Below are 18747 nucleotides of genomic sequence, written 5' to 3' on the forward strand. Positions count from 1 at the left end.
TTCTGCCACGTATGTGTACCGCGAGGCGCGGTTACCCGCACGTATCGTTGTCCGAAGCGGCAGCGCGCGTCTGGCGATACAGACATATCGCCGCGTCGTGCAGATGATTACGGATGGCGAGCCGAATGCGTTCGAGGCGGACACACGTCGGCGCCGCGCGCCCGGGTCGGGCGGCGGCGCCGATGGGGAACTGCCAGGTGGAACGGGCTAGGCCATGACGAGCGCGGTCTCGTCGAACTCGATGACGTCGTCCACGACGCGACGCGGGGTGGATTCCAGCGGCGCGGCGGCGTGCGGCATCACGCCGAGGCGGACCATCACGTGCGGGAAGGCGCATTCCTGCAGCACGGTGGTGCGGATCTGGTCGCGCAGGTCGAGCATGCCGAGCGGTTCGGACTGCAGACTGGTGGCCAGACCGAGGTGGGTCGCTTCGAGCAGGATGGCGCTGGTCGCCTCACCGGCCCGCAGCTGGGAGAGCCGGGTGTCGCGCGGGGTGCACACCACCAGCCAGTGGGCGGCGTCGGGTTCCTCGGTGAACTCCGACAGCTGCGCGTCGGCGAAGACCCGCACCGGCAGTTCGTCGGAACGTCGGGACGCGGGCGCGTTGTGGGCGGGCACCCCCGCGAGTTCGCCGTGGCAGCCGCTCCATTCGCCCAGTTCCGCGAGGTAGTCCCCGTCGACGGCGTGCCGGGCGGCGGCCGAGCGCATGGGTTCGGCCAGCTCGGGCAGCAGCATGTCCGGGACATGACGGGCCGCGGCGCCGAAGCGGGAGGCACAGCGCGACACCGTGCGCAGGTCGCGCGCCGGGATGGGCAGGTCGGGAAAGCGGCGCCGATCCGAGCGGCGCACGTGGATGGCGGCGGCCAACCGGATGTCGTGATCGCTCGGCGAGCGCGGGGTGAGTTCGACCCGCGCGAGATGATCGGGTCGCGCGGGGTCGGGCAGCCGTTCGATGACCGCGTGCCAGCCGAGCATCGCGAACGCGACGGCCAGATGGTGCAGCGCGGCACCACAGCTCACCATCAGCGCGCGGGCGCGCGGATCGGTCGCGGTGACCTGCCTGCCGAAATCGGCGAACAGGTCGACGCGCCCGTGGCCGATGCGCCACCGCCACGGCTGGGTGTTGTGCACCGACGGCGCGCGCACGGCCAACTCCACCGCGTCACGGCACGTCTGCGTACTCGGTCTTTTGCGAAGCAATGTCCGCCCCCGACTTCCTGTTGGCGAATACTCCAATTCCTCGAGCTCGGTTCCCGACCATAGGTGCGCTACCAGCGACTTTCCATGTGATCTGATCCGTTGACCAGTTCGTGACAAAGCCCGGAACCCCGGCGGACGGCCCGTAGAAGGCCGAATTCCGACCGCCACGACCACTCCGACACCGCTCCCCGGCGTGTCGAAGCTCGCACCCGCGGTTATCTCACCGTGACCTTTCGGGGACCACGAACTGCGCGTCGCCCCGCACGCCGAGGCCGAGGCCGCGCCGCCACCTTCACCACGCCGAGGAACTCACCGCGCTGATCGCGCGGTGCTCACTTCTGCCAGTAGTTCTTCGGGCCGACGGTGGTCGCCGCCGCGTTGGCGCCCGCCTTGCACCATTCCTCGAGGCTGCTGTTGTCGGACAGGTCGATGTAGATGCCGGTGGCCTGGGTGAAGTAGCGGTGACTGTAGGCCGACCACTGCACGCGGGTGGCGGACATGATGTCGCCGTGGCAGGTGTCACTGGCCAGACCCGTTGTGGGGCACCAGATTCCCCAGTCCTGCACGTCACCGTCGAGGGTGTCGTAGGCCGAACGGGCGGCGGAGTGGGTGGGGAACACCAACACGTTCACCGACACCAGGATGTGGTCGTCCTTGTCGATGTAGGAGCCGGTGAGATTGGTCGTGCACCCGTTGGACGTGATCGCCGAGGACACGTTGTCGGAGTTGCCCGGCTGATCGCAGCCGTGCTCGCCGCTGGCGCGCAGCGTGTAGAGCACACCCTTGGAGTCGGTGAAACTCTGCGGCAGCAGGGCTTTCACGGTGAGCGGGGTGTCGTCGGTCGACGCGCTGTCGAGCGAGTTCCAGTCGAACGGCTTCGAGGTCGGCGCCGCCGAGGTGGTGGAGTAGGTGGACGGCACCGTCGAGGACGTGGTGGTCGGCGCGGCGACGACCGGGGAGTCGGGATCGGAGTTGCCACCGACCACCACCGCGACCACGATCAGCACGAGGAACGCGCAGACCACCGCACCGCCGATCAGCCACGGCGTCGACGACGAACCCGCCCGCGCGTACGGCGGGCGCGGCTGCTGCCACTGCGGCTGTCCCATCATCGGCTGACCGGGCATCGGCTGCCCCGGTCCCGGCTGCTGCCACGGCTGGCTCACCGGTGGCTGCTGCCACTGCTGCCCCTGCGGGCCGACGGGCCACTGGGGCTGACTCATCGGGGGCTGCTGCCCGACGCCGGGCGCGTCCGCGCGCACCGTCGGCGCGGCGGAGTCGGCCTGCTGCCCATCGGCGCGCGGCGTCATCCACCACGAACCCTGATCGTCGGCACCCCCGACGGGCGGATCTTCGCGTGTCACAGGTCTCTCCCAGCCCCGCGGCATCGATTCGGTGATGTCCGCGTCCCTCTCCGAAATTTTGGCGCCTGTTCGGGTGGAAGGCAAACCCGTCGCGCCGTATTCGCTGTGGCGCAGTGTTCCCGATGCCTCGATGTGACATCCACGCGGGTCGCGTGATAGTCACATGGCATGGCGTGGTCACCATCGGTTCTCTCGCCGGAGACCTCGGCAGGTTCGGGCTCGACGGCCGAACAGCGCAGCGGCACAACGGGATACCGATCCGATCTCGACGGTTTGCGCGGCCTGGCGATCGGCCTCGTCGTGGTCTTCCACATCTGGTTCGGTCGGGTCTCGGGTGGCGTAGACGTCTTTTTGGTGCTGTCCGGCTATTTCTTCACCGGCATGCTGCTGCGCCGCGCCGAGCACGGTCCACGCGGGTGGGTGTGGCCGGTGGTGCGGCGCACCGCCCGGCGATTGCTCCCCGCTATGGCCGTGGTGCTGGCCGGTGTGCTCGTGGCCTCGATACTGATGCTGCCCTACACCCAGTGGTCGGCGGTGGCGGCGCAGACGCTCGCCTCGTTGCTGTTCGCGCAGAACTGGGAACTGGCGCTCACCTGGGCCGATTATCTGGCCGCCGACCCGTCGGTGAGCCCACTACAGCACCTCTGGTCGATGTCGGTGCAGGGCCAGTTCTATCTGGTCGCGCTGATCCTCGTCGCGGTGTGCGCACGGCTGCGACGCACGCGAGCCGTGGTCGGTGTCATCGTGATCGCCGCTGCCGCAGCGTCTTTCGTGTATGCCACCCGGGGAACCGCGACCCATCAGGGCTGGAACTACTACGACACCCTCGCGCGCGGATGGGAACTGCTCGTCGGCGCGGCGCTCGCCGTCGCCGCGCCCTACCTGGTGCTGCCGCGCTGGTGCCGCGCGCCGTTGGCCGCCCTCGGTATCGCGGGAGTCGTGCTGTGCGGCTGGGTGATCCGCGACGCCGCCAACCACTTCCCCGGCCCGGCCGCCCTGCTGCCGGTGCTCGCGGCCGCGGCGGTGATCGTGTCGGTCGCGAATGTGGCGCGCCACGAATGGAATCGGCCCAACCGGCTCCTCGCCCACCGACACATGCGGTTGCTCGGCGAGCTCGCCTACCCGCTGTACCTGTGGCACTGGCCGATTCTCATCTTCTTCCTCACCGAACGCGACACCCCCGAGGTCGATCTGCTCGGCGGCACCGGGGTGATCGCGGTGTCGCTGGCGCTGGCCTGGCTCACCCATCAGCTGATCGAGAAGCCGTTGCGCGCCAAGTCCCGACGGCCCGGTCGGCGCCTGGTCACCGCGGGCATCGCGGCACTGCTCGCGGCGGTGGTGGCGACCGCGTCGGCCTGGGAGTTCGCTGTCGTCCGGGCGGCCCCGCCCGCCGAACCCACCGATGTGGAGGCGATCAGGTACCCCGGTGCGCGAGCGCTCACCGCGCACACACCGGTCGCACCGGAACCGTTGCGGCCAAGCCTTTTCGAGGCACGCAACGACCAGCCGCCGCCGACCCTCGACGGCTGCATCGCCGACTGGAACACCCGCAGCGTCATCACCTGCACCTACGGCGACCCCGCCGCCGAACGCACCATCGCGATGGCGGGCAGCTCCCACGTCGAACACTGGTTGCCCGCGCTGCAGATCCTGGCCGAGGAGCATTCCTTCCGCATCCAGGTGTATCTGAAGATGGGCTGCCCGCTCACCCTCGCCGAGGACGCCACCTACAACGGCGAACCGATCCCCGACTGCCGGGACTGGTCGCGCGAGGTGATCGACCGGCTCGGCACCGACCGCCCCGACTGGGTGTTCACCATCGGCACCAGGCCACGCGACGCGGGCGGCGACGAGACCCCACCGGAGTTCCTCGAGGTGTGGACGGCCCTGTCCGAACGTGGCCTGTCGGTGCTCACCCTGCGCGACACCCCGTGGCTGCGCCGCGACGGTGTGCGCTACCGCGCCACCGACTGCCTGGCCTCGGGCGGCGACCGGATCAGCTGCGGCATGCGCCGCGCCGACGCCCTCGACCCGATCGACCCGCAGCGCGAAGCGGCGGCGGCCTTTCCACACGTCTTCCCCGTCGACCTCACCGACGCCGTCTGCGGGCCGACGGTCTGCGCCGTCACCGAGGGCAATGTGCTGATCTACCACGACGAGCACCACCTCACCGCCACCTACTCGCGCACCCTCGCCGACGCACTCGGCCGCGGCATCGGCCCCGTGCTCGGATGGTGGTGACCAGCGAATTCGCTTGGGCATGCGGGCAACTCGGGAAGTCCGTAGCCTCGAGGGCGTGATTACTCTGAAGAAGGAAGACGGCGCGGCCGATCTCGCCGGTATCACCAAGATGAGTGTGGGGGTGAGCTGGGACCCGTCGGCCGGTGCCAGCGGTGGTCTGCTCGGCATCGCCCGCCGCAAGCGCGGTGTGGACCTCGACCTCGTCGCCGTCCTCATGCAGGGTGGCGAGCCGGTGCGTTTCGCCGGGCTCGATTCGCTCGACCCGCTCGGCAACGGCTCGGTACTGCACACCGGTGACGAGCAGACCGGCGCGGCCACCGGTGACGACGAGACCGTGCACGTCACCTTCGCGAACGTACCGACCGCGATCGACGCCATCGTGTTCGTCGCCGCCGCGTTCAAGAAGGGCTCCTCCTTCGACAAGGCCAACAACGTCTCGTTCAAGATCTACGACGCCACCGGCGCCGACAGTCAGCCGGTGGCCGACATCTGGCCGTCGCTGCTCGGCGCCGAGAACGCCAACGCCATCGCCCGCGCCTTCCGCAACGGCCCGGTCTGGCAGCTCGAGGTGCTCGATCGCAAGGGCAAGATCAAGCAGGGCGACAAGCAGGCGCTGCTGCGTTTCGCGCTCGGCTAGCGACGCGCGCGGTTTGCACGGGCTGTGGTCGGTGCGGCAAAGTTAGGGTCGGTGCGCCGGGAAGTCTGGTCGGCAGCCCGGCTCGAACTCCGTCGAGCGGGGTTCGAGCGAAGACGGGAACCCACATGTCCGCACCTACCACGTCCCCGCACGGATGATCCGGGCGCGTCGCACCGTTCTCACCCGGGGCAGCTGGCCCGAGGCCCGTCGCGTCAGCGAGGTGCTACGCCGCGAGACGGTCGGCGGTGTCCTGCTGATCGTCGCGGCGATCCTCGCCCTCGTCTGGGCCAACACGCCGTGGGCGGATGCCTATGCGGCGCTGCGCGATTTCCGCGTCGGCCCCGAATCGCTGCATCTGGATCTGACGCTGAGTCAGTGGGCCGCCGACGGGTTGCTCGCCGTCTTCTTCTTCGTGGTCGGCCTCGAACTCAAACGCGAGTTCGTCGCGGGCGACCTGCGGGACCCACGCCGGGCCGCACTGCCCGTGGTCGCGGCTGTCGGCGGCATGGCTGTGCCCGCGCTCATCTATCTCGCGATCAACCGGGGCGGCGCGGTCGACGGCTGGGCGATCCCCACCGCCACCGACATCGCCTTCGCGCTGGCCGTACTCGCGGTCATCAACACCCATCTGCCCACCGCGCTGCGCACCTTCCTGCTCACCCTCGCCGTGGTCGACGACCTGCTGGCCGTCACCGTGATCGCGATCTTCTACACCGGCGAACTGCACCTGCCCTACCTGGCGCCGGCGCTGATCCCGATCGCCCTGTTCGCCGTCGCCGTCCAGCGCCGGATCAGTTCGCCGTTGCTGCTGGTGCCGCTGGCGCTGGTGACGTGGTGGCTGATGCATTCCTCCGGCGTGCACGCGACGGTGGCGGGTGTGCTGCTCGGCTTCACCGTGCCGGTGCTGGCCGGACACGGCGAGACCGACACCGAACACGGCCTGGCCGAACGGTTCGAACACACCATCCGCCCGCTCTCTGCCGGGGTGGCGGTGCCGGTGTTCGCCTTCTTCGCCGCCGGGGTGACCGTCGGCGGTCTGAGCGGGTTCACCGACTCCCTGGCCGACCGGGTGACGCTCGGCATCATGGCGGGCCTGGTCGTCGGCAAGCTCGTCGGCATCACCGCCACCACGTACCTCACCGCCAAACTCACCCGAGCCGAACTCGACGCCGACCTGGCCTGGGTGGACGTGGCCGGAGTCGCCCTGCTCGGCGGCATCGGTTTCACGGTGTCGCTGCTGGTCGGCGAACTGGCCTTCGAGGGCGACCACACCCGCGCCGACCACGTCCGCATCGGCGTGCTGTGCGGCACACTGGCCGCGGCCCTGCTGGCGACCGTCGTGCTGCGCGCCCGCAACCGCGTCTACCGTCGCCTCGACGAGGCCGAACACATCGATGCCGACGGCGACGGCATCCCGGACGTCTATCAACAGTCCCCACCCTGATCCAGGAGCTCCACCATGTCTCTGACCCACGTGACCGTCGGCCTCGGCTGGGACCCCGCACCACCGACCGGTCCGTTCGGCAACACCCGCAAAGACATCGACCTCAATGTGACCGCCCTGGCGTTCGCGGGGTACGACTTCGTCGACGCGGCCTTCCACGAACAGCTCACCTCCCGCGACGGCGCGCTGCGCCACCTCGGCGACAGCGTCACCGGCGACGGTGACGGCGACAACGAGGTCATCACCGTCGACCTCACCCGCGTCGCCGCCGCGATCGACACCATCGTCTTCCTCGTCACCTGCTACACCGGGCAGACCTTCGACCAGGTCGTCAACGGCTTCTGCCGGGTCAGCGACAGCGTGAGCGGGATGGAACTCGTGCGCGTGGACCTGTCGCGCGCCACCTCGCACACCGGTTTCGTCCTCGCCAAATTGCGACGCGCCGAGGCGAGCTGGGAGTTCGTCATGATCGGCGACCCGATCCTCGCCGACCACCCGACCGTCGCCCTACCCCAACTGACCGTATATTTGGGCGCGGTATGAACGCGCAGTTGATGATCGTGGAGGACGACACCCGGGTGCGGGAGTCGTTGCGGCTGGCCATGGAGGACGAGGGGTATGTCGTCGCCGAGGCCGAAAGCGCCGAGCACGCCCTCGAACACGTGCACAGTGTCGGCGTGCCGGACGTCCTGATCGTCGACCTGATGCTGGGCGGCATGGACGGGTTCACCTGCATCCGGGAGGTACGCCGCGAACACGACGTGCCGATCATCGTGGTCAGCGCCCGTGACGACACCCACGACGTGGTTGCCGCGCTGGAAGCCGGGGCCGACGACTTCGTCACCAAACCGTTCGAGGTCAAGGAACTCACCGCGCGTATCCGGGCCGTCGGTAGGCGCACGCGCCACAGCACCGAACGCGAGGTGGTCGAACTCGTCCTCGACGCGGCACCGGACCGGCGGCTGATCCTGTGCCCGGAACGCGGTTCGGTGCGCCTGGCGGGCGAAGAGGTGCACCTGACGCTCACCGAGTTCCGGTTGCTGTGCGAACTGGCCCAGAACGACGGGCTGGTGCTGAGCAGGCAGGTGCTGCTCGACAAGATCTGGGACCGAGGCTTCTTCGGCGACGACCGCATCGTCGACGTGCACATCCGCCGCCTGCGCACCAAGATCGAACGCGATCCCGCCGAACCGCGCCTGATCGTCACCGTGCGTGGGCTCGGCTATCGCCTCGATGCCGGGTCCTGAAGTGCCCTCCCGGTTACGCGGCCTGCGTGGTCGCGTAACGGCGGCGTTCGTGCTCAGCGCCAGTCTCGTCGCGGTGCTGCTGTCCGGCTCGGTATATGCGATCAGCACCAATTACATGGAATCCCAACGGGTTCGGACGGTCGAACGCGCGGTCGGCGTGCACGCCGAGATCCTGCGATTGCGGATGGAGGCGCAGGTCGGCGGGCCCGAAGCCCTCGAATCGCTGCGGTTGCCCGCCGGGACCATCGCTGTGCTCGACACGACGACCGGCACCGGTGTCCTCGGCGCCGACGAAGCCACCGTCGCCACGCTCGAACGGGCCGCCGAGGTGCCCTCGCCCGCCATCCGCGTCCGCATCGCGGGCGAGCCCTACCTGCGCAGCGCGACCTACGTCCGCGACGGTGCCGTCCTCCAGGAATTCGCGCCGCTGCGTGAACTGGAGGACACCCTGAAGATGTTGCGCACCATCCTGTTCGCCTGCGCGGTACTCGCGGTGGCGGTGGCCGCCGTGCTCGGCGCCTGGGCCGCCCACCTCGCGCTGCGCCCGCTGCGCCAGGTGGCGGGCACCGCGTCGCGCATCGCCGCGGGCGACCTCGACCTGCGCTTGTCGCGGCCCGAAGACGTCGACCTGGCGCCGACCGTCGACGCCTTCAACGCCATGGTCGACTCCCTGCAGCGGCGCATCGAACGCGAACGCCGACTCGTCTCCGATCTCAGCCACGAATTGCGCACCCCGCTCACCACCCTCACCACCACCGCGACCGTGCTGGCCGGACACAGCGACGAACTGTCCGAAAGACCGCGCGCCGCACTGGGATTGCTCGTGGAGGAGACCACCTACCTGCGCGGCCTGCTCGACGACATGCTCGCTCTCGCGCGCGCCGAGGCGGGCATCCACCGCTCCGACCCGGCACCGCTGTCGATGGCCGAACTGCTCACCCATCTGCTCGCGAGCCGTCGGATCGAGGGCGAGGTGCTCACGGCCACCGACACCGGCCTGGTGCGCGGGCGACGGATGGAACTCGAACGCGCGGTGCTCAACCTGCTCGTCAACGCCGAACGCCACGGCGGCGGCGTGACCGCCGTCGGGGTGGAGCGCGACGGCGACGACGTGCGCGTCACCGTCGACGACACCGGGCCCGGCGTGGACACGGCCGACCGCGAACGCATCTTCGAACGATTCGTCACGGCCTCGCGCCGGACCGGCGGCACCGGCATCGGTCTGGCCCTTGTCGCCGAAACCGTTGCCGGACACCAGGGCCGGATCCGTTGTCTCCAGCGGCCGGGCGGCGGTGCGCGCTTCGAATTGACGCTGCCCGCGCTGGATCGTCACGTGATCGCAAAGAAACCGCCCGAGTCGCCGCAATGAAAGTGATTCATCCTCGTCTCGGTCACCGGGTCGGGTGACCGCACCGACCTCGGGCTGGAGGAGGACAAGTCGCGCTGCCACGGCACGCGGCCGATTCCCGACGTCGTAGCGCGAGGCCGACCCCGGTGACTGCTCGCCACAACACAGCGGGGCCCGGCGCCACTCGGACGCCGGGCCCCGCTGGGGTTCGCGCGGATCAGCCGATGCTGAAAGGCTGGCCCCACAGGGTGACCGTGGAGCTGATGTTGTCGGTCTCGACCTTGACCTTCACGAAGGCACGCGCCTGCGCGTAGCCACCGCAGCCGGACAGGCCGATGGTGGTGTCGGCCCAGGTCACCGAGCCGCTCTTGCCCTTGAACTTGTTGTTGGTGCTGTGGTCCTCGTTGCCGTAGTCGTCGGCCTTCTCGATGTCGAGAACGTAGAACGACTTGGCCTGGCCGGGGCCAAGGCTCAGTTCGGCGCCGGAGTCGGCGCCGACGCTCACGTCGTCACCTTCCCAGTTGGTCTCGCCCTCGACGCCGCCCTCGACGCCGCCGCCGTCGATGTTGACCTGGCAGCCCACGACGTAACCCGGGTAGATCTTGCCGCCCTTGGCGTTACCGGAGACCTCGACCTGCGCCGAGCCGGAGACCCACGCGTTGCGGTGCACCGGGGTGGCACCCATCGAGGGGCTGATCAGCGCCGACTCGCCGACCAGGCGGACGGTGACGGTGCTGCCGTCGGACAGGGTCTTGACGATCTCGCCGCCGGGCAGCGGGACGAAGGTGTCGGCGTTGGCCGCACCGGTGGACAGCAGCCCGAAGGTCACCGCGGCCGCGCCGACCACACCGGCCAGACGAGCCGAATTCTTACGGTCGATCATGTATTTCATCCTCGGATCGAAGGTGGGTGTCGCGGCGATCAGCCGATGCTGAACGGCGCGCCGTACAGGGTGGTCTTGGAGTAGTGGTCGCCGATGATCTCGACCACGCTGTAGGAGCGGGCCTGCGCGTAACCGGCGCAACCCTGGACCTGGATCTCCACGTCCTGGTACTCGATCGCGTAGACACCCGGCTTGGTGATGTCCTTCTTGTCGATCTGGACGAACTTCACCTCGCCCGGGCCGAGCTCGAGGCCGACCGAACCACCGGCGCTCAGGCCGCCGGTGCTGATGCCGCCGGAGACGCCCGCCGAGATGGCGTCGTCACCGATGGCCACCTGGCAACCGACGATGTAGCCGGTGTTCAACTGCGAGGTGCCGTGGGTGGAGGAGTTGTTGGTGCCCGGGTTGTTGTTCGGGCCGTTGTAGGGGCCGACCTCACCCTCGGGAGTGGCGGTGACATCGGCGGTCACGTTGGCCGACACCCACGCGACGCGACCCGCGCCGTTGGCCGCGAGGGACGGGGAGACGACGGCGTGCTCACCGGTGCGCGTCACCTTGGCGCCCGGGCCGACCTTCTCGCCGTCGGGCAGCGGAACGAAGGCGTCGGCACCGGCGGTACCGGCGACGAGCGCACCCAGCGCGAGCACGGCCACACCGGTACCGACGGCGCGCAGGCCACGGGAACCGGGGATACGGTTGATTCTCATTCTTCCCCTCATCAGGTTCGAGCAGTGATACCTCGACGCGGGCCGTCTACGGGCCCGTCGAAGCCTCGCCTGAGCATTCACGCGCCCCATGGCGGGGCGAGAACCAGTCGAGGACCCGCCGATGAAGCTCATGGAACGAGAAGATTTCCGGTTCTTTGCGATGGTGTTGCGATGCCCGTGCGCCGATCGACCCGGACGCGGCATTCAGCCAATGTTGCGAAGTTCGGTATAGGGGGCGTGATTTCGATATTCTCTGGATAGTTGCTGCGTTACGGTTTCCCACATGGACGACATCGAGTTGGATTTGCCGAGCGTCGCTTCTCCCCACACCTCCGGACGAGTTCTCGACATCGGCGCGGTCGGATTGCGCAATCCGCTTCCGGTCGGCAACGAACAGACCCACGCCTATATTTCCTGCGTCGACGGCACCACCCTGCGACTGCCGGATTCGTTGCGGAACTGGGCCATGCAGACACTCGCCGCGAACTACGATCTGCGTGCCACCGGCCTGCCGTCGTTGTTCCCGTGCCGTTTCGAGTTCGGCATCCGCGACGGCGCGGCCTACGCTGTTCCGGTCAGCGATCAGGGGCGTCAGAGGAGGCCATCATCACCACCGCAGCAGATGTCGGCGACTTCGCCAAGCGTCACGGGCTGACCGTCGCCGTCGCCGAATCCCTCACCGGCGGTAATCTCGCCGCCGCCCTCGCGGCGGCGCCCGATTCCGCGCAATGGTTCCGAGGCGGGGTCGTCGCCTACTCCGTGACGGTGAAACAGTCCGTACTCGGCGTGCCCGACGTGCCGGTGGTGTCGGAGACCGCCGCACTGGCCATGGCCGAGGGCGTGCGGGCACTGACCGACGCCGATATCGCCGCCGCGACCACCGGCGTCGGTGGGCCGGGCGCTCAGGACGGCGAACCGGCCGGTTCGGTGTGGTGCGCCGTCGCCACCCGCGACACCTCCTGGGCGGTGCACCGCGATTTCGACGGTGAACCCGAGCAGGTGCTCGAGCAGTCGGTGCGGTGCGCGCTGGAGATGTTGCGCGAGAGCGAGAACCGCTTCACCGCCTAGGCGATCGGCGGCAGGTGCACCACCTGGCCCGCGTACGCCAGGCCCGCGCCGAAGCCGAGCAGCAACGCGGTCTGGCCGGGTTCGGCGGCACCGCTGCGCAGCAGCTGTTCCATCGCCATCGGGATCGATGCGGCACTGGTGTTGCCGGTGTCGACGATGTCGCGGGCCACGGCCACGTCGTCGGGCAGATCGAGGGTGCGGACCAGCGCGTCGGTGATGCGGATATTGGCCTGATGCGGCACGAACGCGTCCAGGTCGGCCGCGGTGACACCGGCCAGTCGCAGGGCCTCCCGGCACGCCTGCTCCAGGAACGTGACGGCCCAGCGGAACACCTCGGTGCCGTTCATCCGAATGTAGGGCCGCACCGTCGTGCCGCCACCGGCCTCGGCGGCCGCCACCTCGGCGAAGTACTGCTGGAAGTCCTTGTCCTGCTTGATCGCCGAGGTCCGCGAGCCGTCCGAGCCCCACGCCACCGGACCGATGCCCTCCTGCTCGGCGGCACCGACGACCACCGCGCCCGCGCCGTCGGCGAAGATGAAGGCCGTGCCCCGGTCGGCGCGGTCGAGCAGATCCGAGAGCCGTTCCACACCGATTACCAGCACATGCCGCGCCTGCCCCGAGCGCACCAGGTTGGCGGCGTCGGCCAGCGCGTAGCAGAAGCCCGCGCACCCGGCGGAGATGTCGTAGGCGGCGGTGTCGTGCATGCCGAGTTCGGTGGCGACCACCGCGCCCGCCGACGGGCCGAGCACCATCTGCGAGGAGGTCGCCAGCAGCACGGCGTCGACCTGCTCGGCCGTGATCCCCGCGGCGGTGAGCGCGTCGCGGGCGGCGGCGGTGCTCATCGACACGATCGTCTCGTCGTCGTCGGCCCAGTGCCTGGCGGCGATGCCGGAACGGGTCTTGATCCACTCGTCGGAGGAGTCGATGGCCTCGACGATCTCCGCGTTGGGCACGACGCGGCGCGGCCGGTACACGCCGAGGCCGAGAATTCCCGTATGGGTGACCGGAATCGAGGTGGCGATGGGGGTTGGCATGACATCCTCTCCATGTGAACCGATCGGTTCATCCGCTATAAGGTCTAACATGAACCGATCGGTTCAATCAAGCGTTTCGGGGAGGAGAGTCGGATGCCCGCCGGACCACGCGCCCGACTGATCGAACACACCATCGCGACCGTGCAGGAACACGGTGTGCACGCCGCGGCGTTGAGCGAGCTGCTCAAGCGGAGCAACACCTCGCGCAACTCGCTCTACCAGCACTTTCCCTCCGGTAAGAGCGAACTGGTTCAGACGGCGGCGCGCATCGTGTCGCGACTGGTGTACTCGCACGTCAGCGCCGTGGCCGACGCGCTGCAGACCGCGCCGTCGGCCCAGCAGTGGCTCGTCGACCTGTTCGCCTTCTGGCGGGTGCCGCTCGAGCAGAGCGAATTCCGGGCCGGATCGTTCATGATGGCCGCCGCGCTGGACGAGAGCGATCCGGTGGTGCAGTCGATCGCCGGTCAGGCGTTCGCCGAGTGGACCGCGCGGTTGGCCGACGGCATCGTGGCGGCCGGGATCGAACGGTCGGCGGCGGTGTCACTGGCCGGATTCCTGCTCACCACGATCGAGGGCACCATCGTGCACAGCCGGGCGCTCAAGTCGGCGCATCCGTTCGATCAGGCAGTGGCCCAGCTGACCATCCTGTTCAACTACCACCTGTCTCAGCGCTGAGGTGAGACATCTTGTGCCCCATCGAGATCGGCGCACAGGGCGGTGACGATGCGGCGCCGTGCGTGCGCGCCCTCCGGGCTCGGGGTCAACGGGTACACGTGCACCAGGCCCGGTTCCTCGAGGTACTCCAGGTCGACCCCCGCCGCGGCGGCCTTGTCCCGCAGCAGGCGGGCGTCGGGGTTGAGGATGTCGTCGGTGCCGGTGAACAGCGTGATCGGGCCGAGGCCGGTGAGATCGCCGAACAGGGGGCTCACCATCGGGTCCTTCATCGCCAGTTCACCGCTCCACCTGCGGCCGTAGACGAGGCCGCCGTCGCGCCCCAGCCACGGGTCGCGCTGCTGGACGACGTCGATCCGTGGGTTCTCGAGGGTCAGGTCGAGTGCCGGGGAGATGAGGACGGTGCGCGGCAACACGGTGCCGAGGTCGCGCAGGTGCAGTGCCGTGGACAGGGCGATCTGCCCGCCCGCCGAATCACCGGCGAGGAAGGTGGGGCCGTGTCGGTCGGCGCCGGCGCGGACGAGGTCGGCGACGCGGGGAATCACCTCGGCGGCCGTGCCGAACGGGATGAGCGGGTAGATCGGCACCGTCACCGTGAGCCGTGCGCGAACCGCGAGCATGGCGGCCAGCCGCCAGTGCTGCATCGCGATCTCGCCGACCCAGCCACCGCCGTGCGCGTACACCAGACCGCCGCGTGATCTCCCGGTGCGCGGGGTGAGTGTGTACACGGGCCAGCCACGGTCACGCGCCACGGAGATGTCGACTCCGCGCAGCGTGCGTGGCGGGCCGTAGGGCAACGGGCGCAGTGCCAGTTCGCGGATGTGGGCTTCGGCGCGTTCGGCATCGATGTAGTTGCGGTTGCGGCGCGCGGCTCGCAGGAACCCCGGAATCACGAACCGACTCATCACTGTTGGCACCGCGACCTCCACTTGTTCGGGTGCCCGCCAAATTACCCGCAGTTCAGGCCAACGGCTGTTCGATGATGTCGGTCCGCAGGCTGGCGCCGTTGAGATCGAGGTACACCACGCCCTCGGTGATCGACAGACTCGCGGAATTGCGCCGGTCGACCAGCCGCGCGGCCTCGTCGATGAACGCCCGATCGAAACTGTAGAGCGGGATCGCGGCCGCGTTGTGAATCTTCTTGCCCGCGTACTGCGCGAGCACCTTCGCCGGGTCCCGGTGGGTGTACACCGCCGCCCGCCCCGCCAATTTGCTCCCTCGATGGATCCGCTCCGAGTCCGGTGCCCCCACCTCGATCCACGCCGTGGTCCGCCCCGTCAGATCCCGCACCTGCACGGCGGGCTCATCGGTCGCCGAGATCCCGCCCTCACTGAACACGATCCCCTCCTCGTACTGCAGGCAGTACGCCAGAATCCGCGTCACCATGTACTCGAGCGTCTCGGACGGATGCCGAGCCACCCGCAGCTCCAACTCCTCGTACACCCCCCGATCCACATCGGCGAGCTGAACGGCGAAGGTGTGCACAGTAGCGCTGATTCCCATAAGACCCGCCACCCTACCGGCCCCTCGGTGCCGCGCGGCTGCTAGTTGTCGAGCAGTGCTCGGGGGGCGGCCTGGTGCCAGGAGTCGGTGATGATGGCGGTGAGTTCGTCGTGGTCGTCGAGGGCTGACAGGTGGACGCGGACCCAGGCGTTGTTCGCTTCGTGGGCGGCGATCCAGAACTTGGCGGGTTCGGCTCGGACGAGTTCGTCGCGGTCGAGGATCGGGCAGCGGACGGCCATCGAGGTCTCGTTCTCGGGCAGGGTGAGGAACAGGCGGCCCGAGACCTTGAAAATCGGCATGCCCCAGGCGAATGCCTCCGCTGTGCCGGGTAGGGACAGGGCGAAGGTCCGGACGTCGTCCCCGGTGACTGTCATGACCCGATCATCGCAAAACGCACCGACAGGTTCAGACGGCGAGCTCGGCCGACCTGGCACGGCTCGCGGTGATGCGGCGGCCGATGATGCCGTGGCGGGGCGCGAACAGGTAGACCAGGGTGAAGGCGACGCCCTGCGTGACCACAACCATCCCGCCCGCGGCGGTGTCGAGGTGGTAGCTGATGTACAGACCCGTGACTGCGCACAGCACCGACACCGAGGGCGCGATGATCAGCATCCGCGAGAAACGGTCGGTGAGCAGGTACGCCGTGGCGCCCGGGATGATGAGCATGGCCACCACCAACACCACACCCACCGCCTGCAACGCCACCACCGAGGTGAGCGCGAGCAGCGCGAGCAGCGCGGTGCCGAGCACTCGGGGGTTGAGACCGATGGCATGCGCGTGGGTGGCGTCGAAGGCATACAGGGTGAAGTCGCGACGCTTCAGCACCAATGCCACCAGCACGATCGCGGCGAGGATCATGATCTGGATCATCTCCTCGCGACTCACCCCGAGCAGATTGCCGAAAACGATGTGGTTCAAATCGGTTTGGCTCGGTGTCACCGACACCAGCACCAACCCGAACGCGAACAGCGTCGTGAAGACGATGCCGATGGCCGCGTCCTCCTTCACCCGGCTGGTGTCGCGCACCACCCCGATCAGCGCGACCGCGAGGAACCCGAAGATCACCGCCCCCACCGCGAAGGGCCACCCGACGATGTAGGCGAGCACCACCCCGGGCAGCACCGCGTGCGAGACCGCGTCACCCATCAGCGACCACCCGATCAGCACCAACCAGCACGACAGCACCGCGCACACCACGGCGGCGGTGACGGTGGTCGCCAGCGCCCGAACCATGAATTCGTAGCGCAGTGGGTCGAGCAGGAATTCTTCGAGGCTCACTGGTCTCCGTCCACATCGAGTCCGAACGCCTTGGCCAGGTTCTCGGGCCGCAACACCACATCGGGGTCACCGTGTTCGAGTACCCGGCGGTTCAACAGCACCGCCTCGGCGGCCAACCGGGGCAGCGCGTGCAGGTCGTGCGTCGACACCAGGATCGTCGCCCCACCGGCGGCCAGCTCACGCAACAGCGCGGTGATGGTGGCCTCGGAACGTTTGTCGACACCGGCGAACGGCTCGTCCAGCAGCAAGGTGGTCGCCTCCTGCGCGATGCCGCGCGCCACGAAGGTCCGCTTCTTCTGCCCGCCGGAGAGCTGACCGATCTGCCGGTCGGCGAAGTCGGTGAGCTCCACCCGGGCCAGTGCCGCCTCGACGGCGGCCTTGTCGGTCTTGCTCGCGCGCCGGGTGAAACCCATCTTCCCGTAGCGCCCGGTCATCACCACGTCACGCACCGAGAGCGGGAAAGTCCAGTCCACGTCCTCGGATTGGGGCACGTATCCGAGGGCGCCAGCCTTGCGCGCGGTAGCGGGTGCGCCACCATTGACCAGCACCCGGCCGCGGTCGGGCGTCACCAGCCCCATGATGGTCTTGAACAGCGTCGACTTGCCCGAGCCGTTCATCCCGATCAGCCCGCACACCCGGCCGGATTTCAACGTGAGTTCGACGTTGTCGAGTGCGAGCACGTCACCGTAACGCACTGTCACGTCCTGGATCTCGACCACCGGTTCGGTCATTTCGGTGCTCCCGCCAGTGCCGCCGCGATGGTGTCGGCGTCGTGTCGGATCAGGTCGAGATAGGTCGGCACGGGGCCGCCGTCCTCCGACAGCGAGTCGACGTACAGCGTGCCGCCGAAACGCGCTCCGGTCGCCTCGACCACGCGCCGCATCGGCGCGTCCGACACCGTCGACTCGCAGAACACAGCGGGCACCCCGCGCTGGCGCACGAAGTCGATCACCGACCCGATCTGCTGCGGCGTGGCCTGCTGTTCGGCGTTGACCGGCCAGATGTACTTCTCGGTCAGCCCCGCGTCGCGCGCCAGGTAGGAGAAGGCGCCCTCACAGGTGACGAGGGCGCGCTGGTCGGCGGGCAGGGTGGCGACGGCGGCGGCCAGCTGGTCACGGACCGCGCCGAGCCGAGTCTTGTACGCCTCGCCGTTGGCGCGGTAGGCCTCGGCGTGGTCGGGATCGAGATCGGCGAACGCGCGAACCATGTTGTCCACGTAGATCTGCGCGTTCACCGGCGACATCCACGCGTGCGGGTTCGGCTTGCCCGCGTAGGCGTCCTCGCTGATGTCCATCGGCGCCACCCCCTCGCTCACCACGGCGTGTGGCACCTCGAGATCGGCGACGAACTGGGCGAACCAGGCCTCGAGATTCAGGCCGTTGTCGAGGATGAGATCGGCCTTCGCGGCCTTCTTGATGTCCCCCGGCGTCGGCTCGTATCCGTGGATCTCGGCACCGGCCTTGGTGATCGACTCGACCCGCAGGTGTTCACCGGCCACATTGCGCGCCATATCGGCGAGCACGGTGAAGGTGGTGAGCACCACCTTCCGGTCGTCGTCGGACGCGCTGACGCCACCGCAGGCCGTCAGCGCGAACACCATGACACTCAGCACGCACGCCGCGAACGTCCGCGACGAACGGTGGAACCCAACCTTCATCCCGGAATTATATTGTTCGGGTGACCGAACTTTCAAGTTCAGCCACCGAAACAGCGGTGGTGACCGGTCACGATGCCCAGGGCGGGACGAAGGTCGACCCGTCCGGCAACTCCGCCGCGAACCCGGAGCGAACGGTCACCAGCAACCGGGCGGGCGCCTCGGTCTCGTTGGTGAGCGCGATGAGCGCGCCCGCGGGGGCGACAGCGGCGTCACCCGGCCGCAGGGCGGTCGAGTCACCGTCGACGGTGAGGACGACGTCGCCCGCGAGCAGGACGAACGCCTCTTCCCCCAGGATTCGGTGCGCGACCCCGACCGAGCCGGGCGCGATTTCGGTCTGCCAGACGCACAGGTCGACACTTCCGACAGCAGGGCGAATCAATGCGGCGAATCGGGCGTTGTGCACCTCGTACACCTGGGCGTCGGCGGAACGAACTACCGGCATGAACACTCCTCAATAGTCAATC

At 68.8% G+C, this 18747-nt stretch carries 21 protein-coding genes; 9 read left to right on the top strand and 12 right to left on the bottom strand.

Going from position 1 to position 18747, the window contains the following annotated elements; genetic code table 11:
• Nucleotides 1–207: 207 nt before the first annotated feature.
• Nucleotides 208–1158, bottom strand: coding sequence for an Acg family FMN-binding oxidoreductase (locus NC7_RS17985; protein WP_407940390.1), 951 nt, complete (start codon nt 1156–1158; stop codon nt 208–210).
• A 374-nt stretch (nt 1159–1532) separates the two neighbouring features.
• Entirely contained in the window at nt 1533–2564 is a 1032-nt protein-coding gene (locus NC7_RS17990) for a hypothetical protein (protein WP_067984587.1), read from the bottom strand.
• 168 nt (nt 2565–2732) lie between these two features.
• Here NC7_RS17990 and NC7_RS17995 point away from each other — a divergent pair, with 168 nt between their 5' ends.
• The 6 genes from NC7_RS17995 to NC7_RS18020 all read left to right on the top strand — a co-directional run bounded on the left by NC7_RS17995 (nt 2733) and on the right by NC7_RS18020 (nt 9502).
• Nucleotides 2733–4805 (top strand): acyltransferase family protein, encoded by a 2073-nt coding sequence (locus NC7_RS17995; RefSeq protein ID WP_157102064.1) that lies wholly within the window; start codon nt 2733–2735, stop codon nt 4803–4805.
• A 55-nt stretch (nt 4806–4860) separates the two neighbouring features.
• A complete protein-coding gene (locus NC7_RS18000) occupies nt 4861–5442 on the top strand; it encodes a TerD family protein (protein WP_067984589.1) in 582 nt (193 codons plus the stop codon).
• A gap of 157 nt (nt 5443–5599) precedes the next feature.
• Nucleotides 5600–6886 (top strand): Na+/H+ antiporter NhaA, encoded by a 1287-nt coding sequence (gene nhaA / locus NC7_RS18005; RefSeq protein ID WP_067984726.1) that lies wholly within the window; start codon nt 5600–5602, stop codon nt 6884–6886.
• 15 nt (nt 6887–6901) lie between these two features.
• Complete coding sequence (locus NC7_RS18010; protein WP_067984591.1) at nt 6902–7429, top strand: TerD family protein; 528 nt, start codon at nt 6902–6904, stop codon at nt 7427–7429.
• Nucleotides 7426–8133: a response regulator transcription factor gene (locus NC7_RS18015; protein WP_067984595.1), complete on the top strand. Its 708-nt coding sequence runs from the start codon at nt 7426–7428 to the stop codon at nt 8131–8133. Before NC7_RS18010 ends, NC7_RS18015 begins: the two co-directional genes overlap by 4 nt.
• Nucleotides 8120–9502, top strand: a complete 1383-nt coding sequence (locus tag NC7_RS18020; RefSeq protein WP_084458569.1) for a sensor histidine kinase — start codon at nt 8120–8122, stop codon at nt 9500–9502. The genes NC7_RS18015 and NC7_RS18020 overlap by 14 nt, the downstream gene beginning before the upstream one ends.
• 196 nt (nt 9503–9698) lie before the next feature.
• Here the strand turns inward: NC7_RS18020 and NC7_RS18025 are convergent, their stop codons facing one another.
• A complete protein-coding gene (locus tag NC7_RS18025; protein WP_067984728.1) occupies nt 9699–10364 on the bottom strand; it encodes an MspA family porin in 666 nt (221 codons plus the stop codon).
• Between the two features lie 38 nt (nt 10365–10402).
• Nucleotides 10403–11071, bottom strand: coding sequence for an MspA family porin (locus NC7_RS18030; protein WP_067984599.1), 669 nt, complete (start codon nt 11069–11071; stop codon nt 10403–10405).
• A 283-nt stretch (nt 11072–11354) separates the two neighbouring features.
• On the opposite strand from NC7_RS18030, the gene NC7_RS29205 reads away from it, so the two are divergent.
• Both NC7_RS29205 and NC7_RS18035 read left to right on the top strand, forming a co-directional pair.
• Nucleotides 11355–11726, top strand: coding sequence for a hypothetical protein (locus NC7_RS29205; protein WP_157102065.1), 372 nt, complete (start codon nt 11355–11357; stop codon nt 11724–11726).
• Nucleotides 11723–12139, top strand: coding sequence for a CinA family protein (locus NC7_RS18035; RefSeq protein WP_236573582.1), 417 nt, complete (start codon nt 11723–11725; stop codon nt 12137–12139). The genes NC7_RS29205 and NC7_RS18035 overlap by 4 nt, the downstream gene beginning before the upstream one ends.
• Here NC7_RS18035 and NC7_RS18040 read toward each other — a convergent pair.
• On the bottom strand, nt 12136–13173 hold the full coding sequence (locus NC7_RS18040) for a beta-ketoacyl-ACP synthase 3 (protein ID WP_067984601.1): 1038 nt from the start codon (nt 13171–13173) through the stop codon (nt 12136–12138). The genes NC7_RS18035 and NC7_RS18040 overlap by 4 nt on opposite strands.
• Before the next feature lie 93 nt (nt 13174–13266).
• Here NC7_RS18040 and NC7_RS18045 point away from each other — a divergent pair, with 93 nt between their 5' ends.
• A complete protein-coding gene (locus tag NC7_RS18045) occupies nt 13267–13848 on the top strand; it encodes a TetR/AcrR family transcriptional regulator (protein WP_067984604.1) in 582 nt (193 codons plus the stop codon).
• Here NC7_RS18045 and NC7_RS18050 read toward each other — a convergent pair.
• From NC7_RS18050 to NC7_RS18080, 7 genes are all read right to left on the bottom strand, one after another.
• Complete coding sequence (locus tag NC7_RS18050; RefSeq protein ID WP_236573566.1) at nt 13839–14750, bottom strand: alpha/beta hydrolase fold domain-containing protein; 912 nt, start codon at nt 14748–14750, stop codon at nt 13839–13841. The two genes, NC7_RS18045 and NC7_RS18050, sit on opposite strands and share 10 nt — an antisense overlap.
• Nucleotides 14751–14805: 55 nt before the next feature.
• Nucleotides 14806–15348 carry a YaeQ family protein gene (locus NC7_RS18055; protein WP_067984607.1) on the bottom strand — a complete coding sequence of 181 codons (543 nt, stop codon included), beginning with the start codon at nt 15346–15348 and terminating at the stop codon, nt 14806–14808.
• Nucleotides 15349–15389: 41 nt separating this feature from the next.
• Nucleotides 15390–15722: an MmcQ/YjbR family DNA-binding protein gene (locus NC7_RS18060; RefSeq protein WP_067984609.1), complete on the bottom strand. Its 333-nt coding sequence runs from the start codon at nt 15720–15722 to the stop codon at nt 15390–15392.
• Nucleotides 15723–15753: 31 nt separating this feature from the next.
• Nucleotides 15754–16581: a metal ABC transporter permease gene (locus NC7_RS18065; protein ID WP_373861259.1), complete on the bottom strand. Its 828-nt coding sequence runs from the start codon at nt 16579–16581 to the stop codon at nt 15754–15756.
• A gap of 41 nt (nt 16582–16622) precedes the next feature.
• On the bottom strand, nt 16623–17357 hold the full coding sequence (locus NC7_RS18070; protein ID WP_067984613.1) for a metal ABC transporter ATP-binding protein: 735 nt from the start codon (nt 17355–17357) through the stop codon (nt 16623–16625).
• On the bottom strand, nt 17354–18283 hold the full coding sequence (locus NC7_RS18075; RefSeq protein WP_067984615.1) for a metal ABC transporter substrate-binding protein: 930 nt from the start codon (nt 18281–18283) through the stop codon (nt 17354–17356). Before NC7_RS18075 ends, NC7_RS18070 begins: the two co-directional genes overlap by 4 nt.
• Before the next feature lie 67 nt (nt 18284–18350).
• On the bottom strand, nt 18351–18725 hold the full coding sequence (locus tag NC7_RS18080) for a cupin domain-containing protein (protein WP_067984734.1): 375 nt from the start codon (nt 18723–18725) through the stop codon (nt 18351–18353).
• Between the last annotated feature and the right edge of the window lie 22 nt (nt 18726–18747).

It is taken from the genome of Nocardia caishijiensis NBRC 108228 (assembly GCF_001612825.1).
Lineage (GTDB): Bacteria > Actinomycetota > Actinomycetes > Mycobacteriales > Mycobacteriaceae > Nocardia > Nocardia caishijiensis.

Excerpts from the sequence above, each read along its gene's own strand:
- NC7_RS18070 (WP_067984613.1), bottom strand. The coding sequence starts at position 17,357 with ATGACCGAACCGGTGGTCGAGATCCAGGACGTGACAGTGCGTTACGGT.
- NC7_RS18065 (WP_373861259.1), bottom strand. The coding sequence starts at position 16,581 with ATGGTTCGGGCGCTGGCGACCACCGTCACCGCCGCCGTGGTGTGCGCG.
- NC7_RS18015 (WP_067984595.1), top strand. The coding sequence starts at position 7,426 with ATGAACGCGCAGTTGATGATCGTGGAGGACGACACCCGGGTGCGGGAG.
- NC7_RS18045 (WP_067984604.1), top strand. The coding sequence starts at position 13,267 with ATGCCCGCCGGACCACGCGCCCGACTGATCGAACACACCATCGCGACC.
- NC7_RS18055 (WP_067984607.1), bottom strand. The coding sequence starts at position 15,348 with ATGGGAATCAGCGCTACTGTGCACACCTTCGCCGTTCAGCTCGCCGAT.
- NC7_RS17995 (WP_157102064.1), top strand. The coding sequence starts at position 2,733 with ATGGCGTGGTCACCATCGGTTCTCTCGCCGGAGACCTCGGCAGGTTCG.
- NC7_RS18080 (WP_067984734.1), bottom strand. The coding sequence starts at position 18,725 with ATGCCGGTAGTTCGTTCCGCCGACGCCCAGGTGTACGAGGTGCACAAC.
- NC7_RS18060 (WP_067984609.1), bottom strand. The coding sequence starts at position 15,722 with ATGACAGTCACCGGGGACGACGTCCGGACCTTCGCCCTGTCCCTACCC.
- NC7_RS18040 (WP_067984601.1), bottom strand. The coding sequence starts at position 13,173 with ATGCCAACCCCCATCGCCACCTCGATTCCGGTCACCCATACGGGAATT.
- NC7_RS18025 (WP_067984728.1), bottom strand. The coding sequence starts at position 10,364 with ATGATCGACCGTAAGAATTCGGCTCGTCTGGCCGGTGTGGTCGGCGCG.
- NC7_RS18030 (WP_067984599.1), bottom strand. The coding sequence starts at position 11,071 with ATGAGAATCAACCGTATCCCCGGTTCCCGTGGCCTGCGCGCCGTCGGT.
- NC7_RS18010 (WP_067984591.1), top strand. The coding sequence starts at position 6,902 with ATGTCTCTGACCCACGTGACCGTCGGCCTCGGCTGGGACCCCGCACCA.
- NC7_RS29205 (WP_157102065.1), top strand. The coding sequence starts at position 11,355 with ATGGACGACATCGAGTTGGATTTGCCGAGCGTCGCTTCTCCCCACACC.
- NC7_RS18050 (WP_236573566.1), bottom strand. The coding sequence starts at position 14,750 with ATGAGTCGGTTCGTGATTCCGGGGTTCCTGCGAGCCGCGCGCCGCAAC.
- NC7_RS18020 (WP_084458569.1), top strand. The coding sequence starts at position 8,120 with ATGCCGGGTCCTGAAGTGCCCTCCCGGTTACGCGGCCTGCGTGGTCGC.
- NC7_RS18075 (WP_067984615.1), bottom strand. The coding sequence starts at position 18,283 with ATGAAGGTTGGGTTCCACCGTTCGTCGCGGACGTTCGCGGCGTGCGTG.